This window comes from Pseudomonas mosselii, from assembly GCF_019823065.1.
Classification (GTDB): domain Bacteria; phylum Pseudomonadota; class Gammaproteobacteria; order Pseudomonadales; family Pseudomonadaceae; genus Aquipseudomonas; species Aquipseudomonas mosselii.
This window is the reverse complement of sequence record NZ_CP081966.1, coordinates 5,487,501-5,505,543: the sequence shown is the minus strand read 5'-3', so window position 1 is coordinate 5,505,543 and position 18,043 is coordinate 5,487,501. Positions and strand designations below refer to the sequence as shown.

The following is an 18,043-nucleotide window of genomic DNA, read 5'->3' as shown; positions in this document are numbered from 1 at the left end:
TTCACTGCGAGGGCGCTGCATGAGTGAGGTCACGTTGCCGCGTTGTTCCCGACTGGCTTTGGCCACGGACTTGCCGGCATTGCTGCAGGCATTGGCCCGGGTACGGGCCGAGGCCTGGCAGGCGCATTTCAACAGGGGGTATCACGAGGGGGACTGGAGTGGTGTGGCCTTGGTCACCGCCGAGGATGCCTCGGTGCCACTGGCTCCTGGCCTGGGCGCTCCCAAAGACCTGATCTGGTGGCAGGGCGAAGCAGCCTGGCAAGCAGTGCTGGCGCCGTTCCAGTCCTCGCTGCGCGCCGCCCGTCTGCTGCGCCTGGGGGAGGGTGCCAGGATCCACGAGCACCGCGACCCCGACCTGGGGCGCCCCGGCGGCTGCCTGCGCCTGCACATTCCTTTGATCAGCCCGCCCGGCGTTGAATTTCTGGTGGACGACCTGCAGGTGCCGATGTGCCCCGGCGAATGCTGGTTCATCGACCTGTCGCGACCTCACCGAGTCAACAACCCCGGGCCCGGCGAACGCATCCACCTGGTGCTCGACTGCACGCCAGCCCCTTGGCTGCTGGCACTGATCGAGGAGGGGCTGGCGCGCACGCCAACGTTGCAGGTGGGCAGGGCGGGGCAGGCATTCGAACGGTTCCGTCAGCAGGTGGCCGAGTCTGCGGCGTTGGCCGCACGCCTGCAGGCACTTGAGGACCCTCGAGCATTCGTCGCCGAGGCCGTGCGATTGGGCGCCGAGCATGGGCAGTTTTTTTCCGACGCAGAGGTCTTGGCCGCCATGCGCCGGGGCAAGCAGGCATGGAGCGATCAATGGCGCGTATGAATACTCCGCTGGACTTCCAGGGCTGGCTGCCCATTCGCCTCTGGCAAGGCGACGCCGGCTGGCGGGTGGACTGGTGCTGGTTTGGCGAGCGGCGCCTGACCCGGCCATTCTTCCGCGACGATGTCGACCTGGCGCTGCGCCTGCCGTTCAACCAGGCGATGCGCCGTGAAACCGATGTCCAGGCGCTGCTCGACGGGTATGCACGCAGTCCGGGCCTGAGCCCCACGGCCCTGCTGTTCCACGCTTCACGTTGTGGTTCGACCCTGGTCGCTCAGTTGCTGGCCAGCCAGCCCCGTAACATCGTGCTGTCCGAACCTGCGCCGCTGGACAACCTGCTGCGCGCCGCGCGCCAGGATCCAGCCGCTGCAAGCTGGCAAGCCGAGGCCCTGCGCGCACTGTGCTCGGCCTATGGCCAGCGCCGCCAGGGTGACGAGCAGCAACTGCTGATCAAGCTCGATGCCTGGAACATCTTCGACGCACCGCTGCTGACGGCGCTGTATCCCGATGCGGCCCGGGTATTCCTCTACCGCGACCCACTGGAAATCGTTGTCTCGCAACTGCGCCAGGCGGGCATGCATCGGGTGCCGGGGCTGCTTGGTGCTTCGGGCCTCGACAGCCTGCTGCCAGCCCCCCAAGCCATGGGCACGGTGGAATACACCTGCCGGATGATTGGCGAAATTCTCGCGGCTGGCCTAACGTTGTGCGAACGCCACGGCGCCATCGCCGTGAACTACAGCGAATTGCCCGACGCCGTCTGGGGACGCCTCGGGCCACTGTTCGGCATCCAGCCAGGCGATGTGGCTGACCTGCGCGCCGTCGCGGCCTTCGACGCCAAGCAGCCGGCCATGAACTTCAGCGCCGACAGCCAGCGCAAGCGCGAGGAGGCCGACGACGAAATACGGGCTGCGGTCATCCGTTGGGCCCAGGCGCCTTACAACGCGTTGGAATCCATACGGTTGCGAAACGTCTAGGAAATGGCGTCAAACGACCTCGAACGGGTGTTTGAGAAAAAAGTTGAAAAGACCCTGTTTGGGTAGTGGCTATTTGCCTTGCTCTTCGGCTACGCTGCTGCAGATTGTGTAGGACAATTCACTTGGATGTGCGCCCCTCACCATGGGGTAACCTTATGCAGGGAAGCCATACCCGATGTCCATTTCCGAGGTGAGCCTCCGTCCCATCGTGGACGTCGACCGGGCGTTCCTGCGCACCCTCTACGGCACCACCCGTGCCGCCGAAATGGCCCTGCTGCCGTGGCCCCAGGCCGCCATCGATGTGTTCCTCGACCAGCAGTTCCAAGCCCAGCACGACTATTACCAAGCCCAGTTCGCCGACGCCGACTTCTTCATCATCGAAGTGGCGGGCGAGCCCATTGGCCGCGTCTACCTGCACTGGACCGACAGCCACGTGCAGTTCATCGACATGGCCCTGCTGCCCGCCTGGTGCGGGCGCGGCATCGGCAGCCGGTTACTCGGGCAGTGGCTGGCACACGCCGATGCCGACGGCCTCAGCGCCGGCCTGCATGTCACCCCTCATAACCCGGCCTTGCGGCTTTACCAGCGCTGCGGGTTCGAGGTGGTCGGTGAGACCGGCCTGTCCCTGAAGATGCGCCGAGCGGCGCTCACCACTGCCATTCGTGCCTGAAGGACCAGATCCATGCATGCCATGCCCACGTTCGACGCACTGCAACAGGCCACCGGCAGCCACTTCCAGCTGTGGGTCAGCGACGAGCAGGCGCTCGAGGCGCAGCTGCTGGCCGTGACCGAGGGCCAGGCCATGTCGCCGCGTCACCAGCGTTATGCGGCGGAATTCGCCCTGCCGGCCGGCACCGAGCTGCCGCAGGCGGTGTTCCGCCTGTCGCCGCCAGGCGAGCAAGGTTGGCTGCTGTTGATGACGCCGGTGAGCCCCGATGACGATGGGCGCCCGGTGCTGGAAGCGATTTTTCACGTAGACCGGCCGCTCTGAGGGCGTCCGCCACACGCGTCATGTCCGGCGGGCCATGGGGCCCGTCTTCGCAGTGTTGTCATAGGAGAGCAGCAAATGAGTGAGCCGTTCCTCGGTCAGATCACCTTGTTCGCAGGCAACTTCGCCCCTCGGGGCTGGGCCTTCTGCCAAGGTCAGCTTCTGAGCATCGCCCAGAACACCGCGTTGTTCTCGATTCTCGGGACGACCTACGGTGGCAATGGCCAGACCACTTTCGCACTGCCTGACCTGCGTGGCCGGGCGCCTATCCAGCAAGGGACGGGGCCGGGGTTGCCGAATGTCGTGCTAGGGGAGGTGGCAGGTGCCCCAACGGCCAGCCTGACGTCACTGAACATGGCCTCGCAACCCGTGATCATCCCGGCCAGCACGGTGTCGGTCGCCATCCCCGCAGCGGAAGGCGATGCTGACCTGCCCGCACCTTCGACCAGTGGCGTGCTGGCCAAGCCCAAGGACACCACGGGCTCCGGTGCTGCGATCGACATCTATGCCTCGACCGCCAGCGACACGACGCTCAAACCGTTCAACCTCACCATTCCGGCCAGCACCGGTGCGACCACGGGGCAAAGCCAGCCCTTCTCGATCCGAAACCCCTACCTGGGTATCAACTTCATCATTGCAGTGGAAGGGCTGTTCCCGTCCCGCAACTGAGGCCGGGTAGGCAACAAGCAGGGCTGCGGGGCGCACATCGGCGCCCCGTCGTCCGTTCAGGATTTTCCAACAAGGACAGGCCGTCCTCACCCGCAAGGGCGGCACGCACAACCAGCCCCAGGGCTGAGCGAGGGCATCATGGCATTCTGGAAACGCGGCAAGGACACCCACACACCCAACGTTTCCACGAGCCGCCCGAGCCTCATCCAGGCCCTGGAGCCGCGCATGATGTTCGACGCCTCGGTGGGCGTGGTCGCCGACCAGGGCGCCCAGGCGGTCGAAGCAGTCGCAGCCGCCAGCGTGGCCAAGGACACCAGCGCCGCGAGCGATGCGGCCAGCACCCGCGACAGCGCCACCCACGAGCCCGTCCACGAGGCGGCGCCCGCCACCGCGCCGGTCACGGCAGCTTCGGGCAACCACGAAGTCGTGTTCGTCGACTCCGCCGTCAGCGACTACCAGAAGCTCATTGCCGGCCTGCCCGCCGGGGTCGAAGTGGTGGTGCTGGAGAACGGCAAGGATGGTTTCAAGCAGATCGCCGATTACCTCGATGGCCGCAACGACGTGACCTCGATCGATATCATCAGCCACGGTGACAAGGGCTATGTCTACCTGGCCGGCAACGCCATCTGGGCCAACCAGCTGGCCAGCCATGGCGCGGACCTTGCGCGTATTGGCAGCAGCCTGGCGCCGGGCGGTGACATCCGGTTCTTTGCCTGCAACACCGGGGCCGGCAGCGACGGCCAGCTGTTCGTCAACGAAGTGGCGCGGCTCAGCGGTGCGGATGTAGGCGCTTCGTCCGACGCCACCGGTAACCGCGCCGGCGAGGACTGGGCGCTGGAGACCGTCTCCGGGGTGGTTGCAACGGACGTCGGCGTGCAGCGTGGCAACCTGTCGGCTTTCAACACTTCGCTTGCGACCATCACCGTCACCACCACCGATGCGTCGGCCATCACCAACGATGGCCAGGTGTCCCTGGCCGAGGCCATCCAGGCCGCGAACACCGACACCTCGGTGGACGGCTCGGCCGCAGGCAGCGGCAGCGACATCATCGTGTTCCACCAGAACCTGAAAGGGCAGACCATCCGCTGGTCCTCGGCCACGGCACTGGCGGTGACCAGCAACATCACCATCAACGGTGATGTCGACGGCGACGGCAAGGGCGACATCATCTTGAGCGGTGACGTCAACAACAACGGTACCCGCGATACCCTCGAAGCCTCGGGCCTGCAAAGCAACGGCGGGGGCGTGCTGACCGTGCGCAACCTGGATTTCCGTCATTTCTCCAGCAACATCGCTGGCGGCGCGATCCGCGCCAACGGCGGCTCGATCACCGTCGAGGACTCCAACTTCGAGAGCAACGCCGGCACGGTGATCAACTCGGCGACCACCGCAGGATCCACCGTGGTGGTGCGCAACACGACGATCCACGACAACAGCGCCAGCATTGTCGGCGGCACCGCCATGTCGACGCTCGTGCGCCTGGGCGGCGCCAACAACCACGTGCTGGAAAACGTCGCCATCTACAACAACACCGGCACCTACAGCGCCACCGGCACGGTGGCGGCCGGCTCGATCATCGTGCTGAGCAACAGCGGGGGCACGGTGCGCATCACCAACAGCACCATCGCCAACAACGTGTTCCTCAACACCAGTACCGGTAGCATCGCCTCGGGCGGCCTCGGCTGGGTCAGCGGCCAGGCCGGCACGGTGACGGTGCAGAACAGCATTTTCACCGGCAATACCGTGAACGGCACCCAGCTCGATGCGGCCACCAATGGTGGTGTTGGCGGCGGCTACACCAGCACCACCAACTTGATCGGTACCGCGGTCAACTTCGTCAACACCGCCAGCGGTGACTACCGGTTGGCCAGCACCGCCAGCAACGCCATCGACCAGGGCACCCTCGTCGGCGCACCGCTCACCGACCTGCGCGGCTTCGACCGGCCCCGTGGCGGTGGCGTTGATATCGGCGCCTACGAGGTGCTGTATTCGGCGCCGCCGGTGGTCGACCTGGACACCGGCACCGGGGGCAACGACAGCACGGTCAACTTCACCGGCAGCCCGGTGGCCATCGTGCCGAACATCAGCCTCACCCAGACCGACGGCGACACCCAGGTCAGCGGTGCGACCTTGACCCTCGGTGGCGTGCTCGACGGCGGCAACGAAACCTTGTCGCTCAGCGCCGGGCAGATCGCCACCGCGGCCAGCTACGGCATCACCATCAGCGGCTCCGGCACCACGGTGCTGTCGCTCAGCGGTGTGGCCACCCTGGCCCAGTACCGCTCGATCCTCGCCGTGGTCGCCTACGGCAACAGCACCGGGGCATACACCAGCGGCACGCGCAGCGTGACGGTCAGCGTCAATGACGACATGGGCAGCACAACCCGCACCGCTTCGGTGGTGGTCCAGCCGCCCAATGCCGCCCCGGTGATCGCCAACCTCAACGGCGACAGTCAGACCTTCACCCAAGGCGCAGGCTCGGTGCTGCTCGACAGCGGCGGCAATGCCACCGTCACCGACAGCGACTCGGCCGACTTCGCCGGCGGCAACCTGACCGTGGCGGTGAGCGCCAACGGCGTAGCCGGCGAAGATGTGCTGGGCATTCGCAACCAGGGCAATGGCGTCGGGCAGATCGGCGTCAGCGGCAACACGGTCAGCTACGGCGGCGTGGCCATCGGCACCTATACCGGAGGCACGGGGGGCGCAAACCTGGTGCTGACATTCAACGGCAATGCCACGGCGGCGGCGGTCCAGGCGGTGGTGCGCAACCTCACCTACGACAACAGCAATGCCGCCAACAGCATCGGCCAGGCCACCCGTACCTTGTCGGTCACGGTCAACGATGGCGACGGTGGCACTTCGAGCGCGGCATCGGTGTCGGTGGCCATCCACGAGACCGTCCCGCCCACCGCCACCATCACACTCAGCGACACGGCCCTTAAAGTGGGCGAGACCGCGACGGTGACGATCACCTTCAGCGAGGTGGTGACCGGCTTCACCAATGCCGACCTGACGGTGGCCAACGGCACCTTGAGCGCGGTGTCCAGCAGCGATGGCGGCAAGACCTGGACCGCCACCTTCACCCCGACCAACAACCTCACCAATGCCAGCAACGTCATTACCCTGAACAACGCGGGCGTCACCGATCTGGCCGGCAATGCTGGCGCCGGCACCACCAGCTCGGCCAACTACAGCATCGATACCGTGCGCCCGACCGCGACCATCGTGGTCAGCGACAGCAACCTGACCATCGGTGAAACTTCGCTGGTGACCATCACCTTCAGCGAGGCGGTGACCGGCTTCACCAATGCCGACCTGAACGTGGCCAACGGCACCTTGAGCGCGGTGTCCAGCAGTGATGGCGGCATCACCTGGACGGCGACGTTTACCCCGACCAGCGCCATCACCGACGCGACCAACCTCATCACCCTGGACAACACCGGCGTGACCGACCTGGCGGGTAACGCCGGCAGCGGCACCACCAACTCGAACAACTACGCCATCGATACCGTGCGCCCGACCGCGACCATCGTGGTGGCCGACAGCAGCCTGAGGATCGGTGAAACCTCGCTGGTGACCATCACCTTCAGCGAAGCGGTGACCGGCTTCACCAATGCCGACCTGACCGTGGCCAACGGTACCTTGAGCGCGGTGTCCAGCAGTGATGGCGGCATCACCTGGACGGCGACGTTTACCCCGACCAGCGCCATCACCGACGCGACCAACGTCATCACCCTGGACAACACTGGGGTGACCGATGCCGCCGGCAACGCTGGGGCCGGTACCACCGACTCGAACAACTTCGCCATCGACACCCAGCGCCCGACCGCGACCATCGCGGTGGCCGACAGCAACCTGGCCATCGGCCAGACGTCGCTGGTAACCATCACCTTCAGCGAAGCGGTGACCGGCTTCACCAATGCCGACCTGAGCGTGGCCAACGGCACCCTGAGCGCGGTGTCCAGTAGCGATGGTGGCATCACCTGGACGGCGACCTTTACCCCGACCAGCGCCATCACCGACGCGACCAACGTCATCACCCTGGACAACACTGGGGTGACCGATGCCGCCGGCAACGCTGGCGCCGGGACCACCGACTCGAACAACTACGCCATCGACACCCAGCGCCCGACCGCGACCATCGTGATGGCCGACAGCAACCTGACCGTGGGTGAGACCACCACGGTGACCATCACCTTCAGCGAAGCGGTGAGCGGCTTCACCCTGGCCGACCTGACGGCGCCCAACGGCACCTTGAGCGGGCTGTCCAGCAGCGACGGCGGCATCACCTGGACGGCCACCTTTACCCCGACGGTCAACGTGCAGGACACCACCAACGTCATCACCTTGAACAACACCGGGGTGGCCGACTTGGCCGGCAATACCGGTGCCGGTACCACCAGCTCCGCCAACTACACAGTCAGTACCCTGCAGCCCACGGCGACGGTGGTGGTGAGCAACCCGGCCCTGCGCGTGGGCGACACCAGCCAGGTGACCTTCACCTTCAGCGAGGCGGTGACCGGTTTCACCAATGCCGACCTGACGGTGGCCAACGGCACCTTGAGCGCGGTGTCCAGCAGCGACGGCGGCATCACGTGGACCGCCACCTTCACCCCGACCGGCAACATCACCGACAGCACCAACCTGATCGTCCTCGACAACAGCGGCGTGGTCGGTGCGAGCAGCGGCAACGCTGGCTCCGGCACCACCAGCTCGAACAACTACGCCATCGACACCCAGCGCCCGACCGCCACCATCGTGGTGGCCGACAGCAACCTGGCCATCGGCCAGACGTCACTGGTGACCATCACCTTCAGCGAGGCGGTGACCGGCTTCACCAATGCCGACCTGACGATCGCCAACGGCACCCTGAGCGCGGTGAGCAGCAGCGACGGCGGCGTGACCTGGACCGCGACCCTGACCCCGGCCGCCGGTATCACCGACACCAGCAACCTGATCACCCTGGACAACACAGGTGTGACGGATATCGCGGGCAACGCCGGCACCGGCAGCACCGATTCGAACAACTACGCCATCGACAGCCAGCGCCCGACAGCCACTATCGTGATCGCCGACCCCAATCTGACAGCGGGGGAGACCACCACGGTAACCTTCACCTTCAGCGAAGCGGTGACCGGTTTCACCAACGCCGACCTCTCGGTGGCCAATGGCACCCTGAGCGCCGTGAGCAGCAGCGACGGCGGTATCACCTGGACTGCCACCTTCACCCCGAGCAATGGGGTGAGGGACCTCAGCAATGTGATCACCCTGAACAATACCGGTGTCAGCGACCTGGCCGGCAACGCCGGTGTCGGCACTACCTCGTCGGCCAACTACACAGTCGACACCGTCGTCCCCACGGCCACCGTCGTGGTCGCCGACACGGCCCTGCGCGTTGGCGAGACATCACTGGTGACCATCACCTTCAGCGAAGCGGTCAGCGGTTTTACCCTGGCCGACCTGAGCGTGGCCAACGGTACCTTGAGCGGGTTGAGCAGCAGCGATGGCGGCATCACCTGGACCGCGACCCTGACCCCAACCAGCAATGTCGAAGACACCAGCAACCTGATCACCCTGGACAATACCGGCGTCGTGGGTGCGAGCTCCGGCAACGCCGGTATAGGCAGCACCGACTCCAACAACTATGCCATCGACACCCGCGCCCCCAGCGTGACCAGCGTCGGAGGCCCGGCCGGGGTTTCCTACAATGCAGGCGATGCCCTGGTGTTCGTGGTCAACGTCAGCGAAGCTGTGCAGGTGGCGGGTTCGCCGCGCCTGGCCCTGGACATCGGCGGCCACACGGTGTTCGCCGACCTGGTGGCTGGGGCAGGCACCACGACCCTGGTGTTCCAGTACACCATCCAGCCCGGCGACAACGACAGCGATGGTGTCACCGTCACCGGTCTCACCGCCAATGGCGCGACCCTGACCGACGCCGCGGGCAACGCCATGAACCTGACCCTCAATGGTGTGTCCGACACCCATCAGGTGCTGGTCGACACCCAGGCGCCGACAGCGGTCGGTATCGTCACCCTCGATCCGTCGCCGAGCAATGCACAGAGTGTGCGTTTCACGGTGACTTTCAGTGAACAAGTCAGCGGTGTCGACCTGGCCGATTTCACGCTGGTCGGCAGTGGCTCGGCATCCGGCACGCTCAGTGGCCTGCAAGCGCTGGGCGGCGGTGTCTATGTGATCACCGTCAGCGGTGTGAGCGGGACCGGTACCTTGGGCCTGAACCTCAATGGCAGTGCGACCGGCATCACCGACGTGGCTGGCAACGCGTTGGTCGGGGGGCTCACCGGTGCCGTGTACAGCATCGACCGCGATGCCCCCACGGTGGGCAGTGTCAGTGTGCCGGTCGGCGTCCTCTACAACACCGGCGATGTGCTCACCTTCGTGGTCAACACCAGCGAAGCGGTGGTGGTCGACGGGGTACCCCGTCTTGCCTTGGATGTGGGCGGGCGCACGGTGTACGCCGACTTCGTGGCCGGCTCGGGCACGCCGACACTGGTGTTCCAATATCAAGTCCAGGCCGGTGACAACGATGCCGACGGCATCCAGGTGCTGGGGCTGTCGGCCAACGGGGCGAGCCTGAGGGACGCCGCCGGCAACGCGCTGACACCGGCTCTTGAAAATGTCGGTGACACCCATGGTGTGGTCGTCGATGGTACGCCACCCACCGTGGTGTCGATCGTGGCCAACCCCTCGCCGACACCAGGTGGCCAGTCGTTTACCGTGACCTTCAGTGAGGATGTCAGCGGTGTCGACCTGGCAGACTTCGAGCTGGTGGGCAATGGCAACGCCAGCGGCACCCTGCAATCGCTGGTGCGTCTCGACGGTCGCACCTGGCAAATCAACGTTGGCGGTGTGGCCGGCGCCGGCAGCCTGGCCCTGGCGCTCAGATCCAGTGGTACCGGCATTACCGATGCTGCGGGCAACGCGCTGGTCGGCGGCTTTATCGGGCAAGGCGTGGCCCTGCAGTCGAACGATGGTGATCCGGAGTTCCGGGCCTATCCGCCCGCGCAGCCGGTGCAGGTCAGCCCGGGCATGCCTGTGTCGGTCTCGCCCCTACCGGTGACCGCGCCATACCAGTCACCGCTGTTGCCACAACCGTTGTTCGAGGTTCCGACATCGGGTGGCGGGCTGCCAACCTTGGGCAACCTGTTCATCCACAACGGCGCGCTGGCGCCGAGCTATCTGGCCCAGGTATTCGCCGGTCACCAGGGTGACAGTGCCATCGGCAATGGTTCTGGGGCCGGCTTCCTCGGCTTTGGCGGTGGGGACGCCAATGTCTTCGGGGCCAGCAGCCTGGCCAACATCTTCGACAAGACGCTGCCGGATGACGGTGGCCAGTTCGAGCTCAGCGGCGGCAAGCCGTTCCGCCAGGGAGCGGAGGCAGAGAAGGGTTTGACCGGGGCTCCAACCCTGGGGCAGCAACTCCAGGCCTTCCGGGAGGGGGAGCAACGTCAGGCCAGGCAACTGGCGCAGGCGTTGGGGCAGGTAGAGGTACCCGCGCCGCAGGCATGAGCCAGCGGACGCAAGCTATCCATTAGAAGAACAGCAGTGCCGTACCAAGGGGGCGGACAGGGATGAGCAGAGCATCGAGGATTTTTGCGGTAAGCGTGCTGGCGTTGGCGGTGACGGGGTGCGCGGTCAAGACCCAGCCCATTGACCGCAGCGTCAGCGAGCAGCGGGCAAAGGCCGACCTGGCCAGTATGTTCAAAGGCCAGGAGGCGCTGCACGGGCCGCTGACGTTGCACCAGGCCATGGCCAGGGCGGTCAAGTACAACCTGGAAGCCCGCCTGAAAGTCATGGAGGAGGCCCTGGCCCAGCGCCAGGTTGACCTGGCCAGCTTCGACATGCTGCCACGCATGGCCCTGTCGGCCGGTTATGCCGGGCGCAGTAACGTCAGCGCGTCGAGCAGCCGTAGCGTGCTGACCAACACCCAGTCCCTGGAGCCGTCGACCTCCCAGGACCGTGACCGCGACGTGGCCGACCTGACCATGGTCTGGAACGTTCTCGACTTCGGCGTCAGCTACGTCAGCGCCAAGCAGCAGGGCGACCAGCGCCTGATCGTGCAGGAGCGTCGGCGCAAGGTGGTGCAGACCATCATCCAGGACGTGCGCTCGGCCTATTGGCGGGCCGTGGCTGCCGAACGCCTGCTCAAGCAGATCGATGCGCTGATGGTGCGCGTCGACCAAGCCAGGGACAACAGCCAGCGTCTGGGCGAGCAACGCATCGGCGATCCGATCCAGGCGCTTGGCTACCAGCGCGCGCTGATCGAGGCCACCCGCCAGTTGGAAGAGCAACGTCGGGCCTTGTCGCTGGCCAAGACCGAGCTGGGCGCGTTGATCAACCTGCCGCCCGGCACCGAGCTGACCCTCGCCGCAACCGATGACTACAGCGTGCCGGAGCTCAAGGTGGGCCTCGAAGCGCTGGAGCAGCAGGCCTTGGCGACCCGTCCCGAGCTGCGTGAGCAGGACTATCAGGCACGTATCAGTGCCGCCGAGGTGCGCAAGTCGATGCTGCGCATGTTGCCGGGGTTGGAGTTTTCGGCCGGCGGTCACTACGACAGCAACAGCTTCCTGATCAACCAGCATTGGGCCGATTATGGCGTGAAGGTCACCTGGAACCTGTTCAACGTGCTGTCGGGGCCAGCCTCCATAGATGTGGCCAAGGCCGGCGAGCAGGTGGTCGAGGCACGGCGCCAGGCCATGTCCATGGCTATCCTGGCACAGTTGTACGTGGCCAACGCCAACTACAATGAAGCCCGTCGCCAGTTCACCACCAGCCAGCAACTGGTGAGCCTCGACCAGCAGATCGTCGAGCAACTGCGTAACCGCCACCAGGCACAAGGGATCGGCGAGCTCGAGCTGATCCAGGGCGAGCTGAACGCGCTGCAGGCCGACCTGCGTCGCGATTTGGCTTATGCCGAGCTGCGCAACAGTTATGGCCAGCTGTTCGCCAGCGCCGGCCTCGACCCGTTGCCGCAGAGCCTGCCGTCCAATGAGCTGGCCGATATTGCCCAGGCCTTGAGCAACAATGAGGCGCGCTGGCAGCGCGGCGATATCGCCCCGGGCAGCTGAGCGCAACCAGCAGGCGCGGGGCCAGCCCGCGCCTACTGCGGTTGGTACAGTACCCGCTGCTGTACGTACGCCAGCAGTTGCGCCGTTGCTATCGACAGCGGCACGTGTGCCGTCTCCACCACCAGCTCCGGCCGCTCCGGCACTTCGTAGGGCGCATCGATCCCGGTAAAGGCCGCCAGCTCTCCCGCTCGGGCGCGGCGATACAGGCCTTTGGGATCGCGGGCCTCGCAGGTGGCCAGATCAGCGTTGACGTGCACCTCATGAAAGCCCGCCTTGCAGGCCTGGCGTGCGGCGGCGCGCCCCGCGCGATAAGGTGAGATCAACGCGGCGATGCATATCAGCCCGGCATCGGCGAACAGCGCCGCCACCTCGGCTGTGCGGCGGATGTTTTCATGGCGATCCTCGGGTGAGAAACCCAAGTCGGCATTTAGCCCTGTGCGTAATACATCACCGTCGAGCACGTAGCAGCCATGTCCCAGCTCATGGAGCTCTCGGGCCAGGGCCTGGGCCAGTGTCGACTTTCCCGCGCCTGAGAGTCCGGTAAGCCAGATGACCGCGCCAGATCGGGCACGTGCCGGTGGATGTTCATCGCTTCCTGCGTGATGCACCTTGGGCGTCTCCGAAAGGGGGAGGGGCCCAGTGTACTGCGCGGCGTGGTGGTATGTCAGTGGCCGGAAAACAGCAGTTGGGCAACGCTTGGATCGGTCAGCAGGTGGGCGGGGTCATGGCCAATGCCCGGCAGTACGTACTGGCGATGCGCGAGCGCTATCGACCAGCGCTGGGAAAGTAAAGCCTCGTAGCGCAGGTAGTTGAGTTGCCGCTCGACCCGGTCACGGCCCTGGGCCTGGGCTGCACAGCTGCGGTCCATGATCCGGCTGTGCGGGTGACGGTCGCGCTCGCCGACCAGGTAGGTTACGTCGCGTGCGGCGTAGCGGCTGAGCACCTGGCGGGCATCGAGATGCTGCGTGGCGAAGTAGTCCGGTGCGCCCGGCAGGCCATAGCGGTAACGGTCGTAGTCGGGGCACTGCGCGGCAGCTAAAGGGGCGAAGCCTTCGCCAAGGGGGCGGTTGGCATCCAGGTACAGGTAGGTGGAGGGGCTGGCGACAATGTAGCGCACGTGGATCCCAAGGGCTCGCAGCGCCTGGTCGCCCGTGCCGAGCAGCGTGTAGCGCTGTAACAGTTGGCCGCCGGCGGAATGACCGATCAACGTGATGTCTTCAAGGTGTGGAAATCGATGACGATCGCCAAGGTAGGCGAGAAGGTCGTCGAGCACCGCGAATGCTGAGATGCCGGTGCGTCCGGCCACGGACTCGTGGCCCTGCAGCCATTGGTTTTTTACCCACAAGGGCGCAGTGGGCGTTGTCTGGGGATCGTCTTCGCTGAAGAAGCGGGGGGCCAGCAGCAGCGTGTCGTCCTGGGTGAGTCCCGCATTGCCGAGCAGGATCAGGCCGTTGCGATAGTAGTGGTCGGCATCACGGTGCACGCCATGGAGCACGATCACTGCGTGTTGGACCGGCAGGCGGATGTCGAGCCTGACATTGGCATAGGTGAAGAAAGGGTAGGGCGCAGGCTTGCCCAGCGCCATCGTCTGCATGGCGTCGCCGGCCCACGCGGGCCAGGCCAGGCAGGCGAGCAACGCCAGCAGCACTCGATAACCGGTACGTAGTTGATCATTTGGCACCTTGGCGCACTCCTTCTATATAGCGCAGCACTGCGGGCGACTTTTCGAAGCGGCGGTGCACCAGGCTCAGCCATGAACTTGCCTGGGCGTCGGCGATGGGCCGGTAGTTGACCTGGGGCAAACTGATACGCTGGACCACCGACGCCGGTACCACGGCCACGCCCTGGCCCAGTGACACCAGGGTGAGTACCGCCACCAGGCTGCCCGGTTGCGGCCCCAGGCGCGGGGTGAAGTTGCCCTGGGTGGCAATTGCCAGTGTGCCGGAGATCTGCTCGGGCAAGATGAAGGTTTCGTCGGCCAGGCGTGAGGCCGGGATGGTCTTCAGTTCGTTGAGGCGCGAGCTGGCCGGTAGCGCCAGGACGAAACCTTCCTGATGCAAGGCGACGGCTTTCAGGGGCTGCGGCAGCTCCATCGGTGAACGCAAGTAGGCGAGGTCGAGTTGCCCCTCGTCGACAAGAGAGGGGAGCTCGAGCATGGGCACTTCGCGAATGTTCAGCTGTACGTCGGGATAGGCCTGGACAAACCGACTGACCTGTTGCTGCAGGGTACCGGAGTAAGCTGCCGAGGCAACGTAGCCGAGTTCGATCCTCCCACTGTCGCCGCGACCTGCACGCTGCGCACCCAACTGTGCTGCGTCGAACTGCTGCACCGCCTGTTCGGCCTCGGTAAGCAAGGCATGGCCGGCGGCGGTGAGGCTTACCTCGCGTTGGCTGCGTTCGAACAGCCGCACTCCCAGCTCACGCTCCATGTCCTGGATCTGCCGGCTCAGGGTCGGCGGGGCGATGCCCAGTTGCTCGGCGGCGCGGGTGAAGTGGCCGTGACGGGCGACGGCAAGGAAGTAGCGGAAGTGACGTATCTCCATGGGGCCTCGTTAGCCAGGCGCTAATGACGCGGGACGTGCTGGCTAACAAGCCAGGTGCCCGGCGGCGTTATGGTGAAGGCAACACTACAAGGCTGGCGTCGTGGCGGTAAAGCGGCGACGACCCGCCTGCTCTTTGTAACGGAGCCGTCATGCCTGCCGCCGCCTCACCACGCTTCACCCTGTTCACCGCCTCGGCGGTGTGCGCCTTGATCATCCTCGACACCAACATCGTCGCGGTTAGCCTGCCCAGCATTGCCCGTGATCTGTCCGGCTCGTTCAGCGACATCGAATGGGTGGTCAGTGCGTATTTGCTGGCGTTCGCTGCCTGTCTGCTACCCGCTGGCAGCCTGGCCGACCGCTTCGGCAGGCGGCGCATGCTGCTGCTCGGCCTGGCGCTGTTCGGCGCTGCCTCGCTGGCGTGCGGCGCCGCGCCCAGCCTGTTGTTCCTTGATCTGGCCCGCGCAGCCAAGGGCATCGGTGCCGCGTTGTTGCTGACTGCCGCGCTGGCCGCCATCGGCCACCGTTTCCACGCACCGCAGGAACGCATGCGGGCCTGGGCCTTCTGGGGCGCCTGCATGGGCGCGACCATCACCTTCGCACCGCTGCTCGGTGGGCTGATCGCCAGTACCTTGGGCTGGCGCTGGATCTTCTATATCAACCTGCCGCTGGTGATCGTGCTGGCGTTCATGGTTGCAAGCAGTATCGAGGAGTCCCGCGACGGTTCGGCGGCGCGGTTCGATCCACTGGGCAGCCTGACTTTCGCCGGTGGCCTGGGCTACCTGACCTGGGCCTTGATCGACGCCAATCGGGTTGGTTGGGATAGCGCCCCCACGTTGGAGCGTCTGCTGATCGGCGTGTTCCTGCTTGGCTTGTTCGTGATGGTCGAGCGCAGCCAGGCGCGGCCGATGGTCGACCTCGGCCTGATGCGCAGCGGGCGTTTCATCGGGGCCTTGCTGGGGATGCTCGCCTATGCCGCCTGTGCGCAGGTGATGATGACCTTGCTGCCGCTGTACCTGCAGAGCGGCTTGCAGCTCTCGGCCCTGGCCGCGGGCGCGGGCATGCTGCCGTTCGCCGTGGCCATGCTGCTCACGCCTCGGCTGGGCATGCGCATGGCTGCGCGCCTGTCGCCGGCCCAGGTGTTCGCATTGGGGTTGGTCCTGGTCGGGGTGGGCAACCTGGCCTGCGCCTGGGCCACCGGCCAGAGTGGCTATGCCGCGTTCGCCCTGGCCAGTGTCGTGCTGGGCGCCGGAGCCGGGCTGCTCAATGGCGATACGCAGAAGAACATCATGGCCTGCGTGCCGCGTGAGCGCACCGGTATGGCTTCGGGGCTGAGCACCACCACGCGCTTCGGGGCCATCGTCCTTGCCATAGGCATTCTCGGCGGCATCCTTGCGGCGCGCAGTGGGCAACTGCTGCGCGATGCCCTGACGCTCCAGGCACCCGAGGCGTTGGGTGTGGCGGGGGAGATGGCTACGCGGGTGGCAGCGGGGGATCTGCATGCCGCGTTGGCGTTGCTCGACCCAAGGCTGAGAGAGGTGGCGGCACCACTGGCGCGTCAGGCGTTCATCGGCGGCTTCGAGGCGGTGCTGTGCAGCGCTGGTGTCGCGGCGCTGATCTTTGCGGTGCTGGTGGGGGTATTGCTGAACAAGCCCTTGCCGATCGGGGAGGCTCCTCATCAGACAGCGCCGGACATTGCAAATATATGAAATAAACGGTTGACGGGCTTTCAGATCCCCTTATAATGCGCCCCACTTCCAGCGACATTGGAACGAAAAACTCCTTGAATATCAATGAGTTGATTGTTGAAGAGGGTGGCGGAGGTGCTTCGGTCTAACGATCGGCAGCGGTGAGAAAGGCAGTTGACAGCAGGTTGTAACGCTGTATGATTCGCCTCCCGCTACGAGAGATCGCAGCGAGTCAAGTGTTTGAAGTGAAACGAGTTCTTCGTTAAAAGCCTCAAAATAAACGCTTGACAGCAAATGAGGAAAGCGTAGAATGCGCGCCTCGGTTGAGACGAAACGCTCTTAGCCAAACGCTCTTTAACAAATTGAATCAAGCAATTCGTGTGGGTGCTTGTGAGTACGGACTGATCGTCGCCAAGATTATCAGCATCACAAGTGGCCATGCGAGAAATCACATAGTCATTTGAGATTGCTGAGCCAAGTTTAGGGTTTCTTAAAAACCCAAGCAGTATTGAACTGAAGAGTTTGATCATGGCTCAGATTGAACGCTGGCGGCAGGCCTAACACATGCAAGTCGAGCGGATGACGGGAGCTTGCTCCTTGATTCAGCGGCGGACGGGTGAGTAATGCCTAGGAATCTGCCTGGTAGTGGGGGACAACGTTTCGAAAGGAACGCTAATACCGCATACGTCCTACGGGAGAAAGCAGGGGACCTTCGGGCCTTGCGCTATCAGATGAGCCTAGGTCGGATTAGCTAGTAGGTGAGGTAATGGCTCACCTAGGCGACGATCCGTAACTGGTCTGAGAGGATGATCAGTCACACTGGAACTGAGACACGGTCCAGACTCCTACGGGAGGCAGCAGTGGGGAATATTGGACAATGGGCGAAAGCCTGATCCAGCCATGCCGCGTGTGTGAAGAAGGTCTTCGGATTGTAAAGCACTTTCAGTGGGGAGGAAGGGCAGTAAGTTAATACCTTGCTGTTTTGACGTTACCGACAGAATAAGCACCGGCTAACTCCGTGCCAGCAGCCGCGGTAATACGGAGGGTGCGAGCGTTAATCGGAATTACTGGGCGTAAAGCGCGCGTAGGCGGTTCGTTAAGTCGGATGTGAAAGCCCCGGGCTCAACCTGGGAACTGCATCCGAAACTGGCGAGCTAGAGTATGGTAGAGGGGGGTGGAATTTCCTGTGTAGCGGTGAAATGCGTAGATATAGGAAGGAACACCAGTGGCGAAGGCGACCTCCTGGACTGATACTGACGCTGAGGTGCGAAAGCGTGGGGA

The 18,043-nt window shown here is 64.9% G+C and carries 11 protein-coding genes and 1 rRNA gene (1 of these 12 running past the window's edge); 9 read left to right on the top strand and 3 right to left on the bottom strand.

The window, feature by feature from the left end; all coding sequences use genetic code 11:
* Positions 1 to 19: 19 nt before the first annotated feature.
* The 7 genes from K5H97_RS25530 (at position 20) to K5H97_RS25500 (ending at position 12,534) form a co-directional block, all read left to right on the top strand.
* A complete protein-coding gene (locus K5H97_RS25530; protein WP_028692049.1) occupies positions 20 to 820 on the top strand; it encodes an aspartyl/asparaginyl beta-hydroxylase domain-containing protein in 801 nt (266 codons plus the stop codon).
* Positions 808 to 1,791, top strand: a complete 984-nt coding sequence (locus tag K5H97_RS25525; protein ID WP_028692048.1) for a sulfotransferase — start codon at positions 808 to 810, stop codon at positions 1,789 to 1,791. Before K5H97_RS25530 ends, K5H97_RS25525 begins: the two co-directional genes overlap by 13 nt.
* Positions 1,792 to 1,966: 175 nt before the next feature.
* Positions 1,967 to 2,461 carry a GNAT family N-acetyltransferase gene (locus K5H97_RS25520; protein WP_023631507.1) on the top strand — a complete coding sequence of 165 codons (495 nt, stop codon included), beginning with the start codon at positions 1,967 to 1,969 and terminating at the stop codon, positions 2,459 to 2,461.
* A gap of 12 nt (positions 2,462 to 2,473) precedes the next feature.
* Entirely contained in the window at positions 2,474 to 2,782 is a 309-nt protein-coding gene (locus tag K5H97_RS25515; protein WP_028692047.1) for a DUF6916 family protein, read from the top strand.
* 75 nt (positions 2,783 to 2,857) lie between these two features.
* Complete coding sequence (locus K5H97_RS25510; RefSeq protein ID WP_028692046.1) at positions 2,858 to 3,448, top strand: phage tail protein; 591 nt, start codon at positions 2,858 to 2,860, stop codon at positions 3,446 to 3,448.
* A 138-nt stretch (positions 3,449 to 3,586) separates the two neighbouring features.
* Positions 3,587 to 10,975: an Ig-like domain-containing protein gene (locus K5H97_RS25505; RefSeq protein ID WP_248691161.1), complete on the top strand. Its 7,389-nt coding sequence runs from the start codon at positions 3,587 to 3,589 to the stop codon at positions 10,973 to 10,975.
* Positions 10,976 to 11,037: 62 nt separating this feature from the next.
* Positions 11,038 to 12,534 (top strand): TolC family protein, encoded by a 1,497-nt coding sequence (locus tag K5H97_RS25500; protein WP_028692044.1) that lies wholly within the window; start codon positions 11,038 to 11,040, stop codon positions 12,532 to 12,534.
* A gap of 32 nt (positions 12,535 to 12,566) precedes the next feature.
* On the opposite strand, the gene cysC is transcribed toward K5H97_RS25500, so the two are convergent.
* From cysC to K5H97_RS25485, 3 genes are read right to left on the bottom strand one after another with little or no spacing between them, the layout of a single operon-like run.
* Positions 12,567 to 13,142 (bottom strand): adenylyl-sulfate kinase, encoded by a 576-nt coding sequence (cysC, locus tag K5H97_RS25495; RefSeq protein WP_028692043.1) that lies wholly within the window; start codon positions 13,140 to 13,142, stop codon positions 12,567 to 12,569.
* 56 nt (positions 13,143 to 13,198) lie between these two features.
* Positions 13,199 to 14,215, bottom strand: a complete 1,017-nt coding sequence (locus tag K5H97_RS25490; protein WP_069016248.1) for a hypothetical protein — start codon at positions 14,213 to 14,215, stop codon at positions 13,199 to 13,201.
* Entirely contained in the window at positions 14,205 to 15,077 is an 873-nt protein-coding gene (locus K5H97_RS25485) for a LysR family transcriptional regulator (protein WP_028692041.1), read from the bottom strand. The genes K5H97_RS25490 and K5H97_RS25485 overlap by 11 nt, the downstream gene beginning before the upstream one ends.
* A gap of 149 nt (positions 15,078 to 15,226) precedes the next feature.
* Between K5H97_RS25485 and K5H97_RS25480 the strand changes: the two genes are divergently transcribed.
* On the top strand, positions 15,227 to 16,783 hold the full coding sequence (locus K5H97_RS25480) for an MFS transporter (protein ID WP_028692040.1): 1,557 nt from the start codon (positions 15,227 to 15,229) through the stop codon (positions 16,781 to 16,783).
* A gap of 489 nt (positions 16,784 to 17,272) precedes the next feature.
* A 16S ribosomal RNA gene (locus K5H97_RS25475) occupies positions 17,273 to 18,043 on the top strand; it runs 766 nt beyond the window's last position.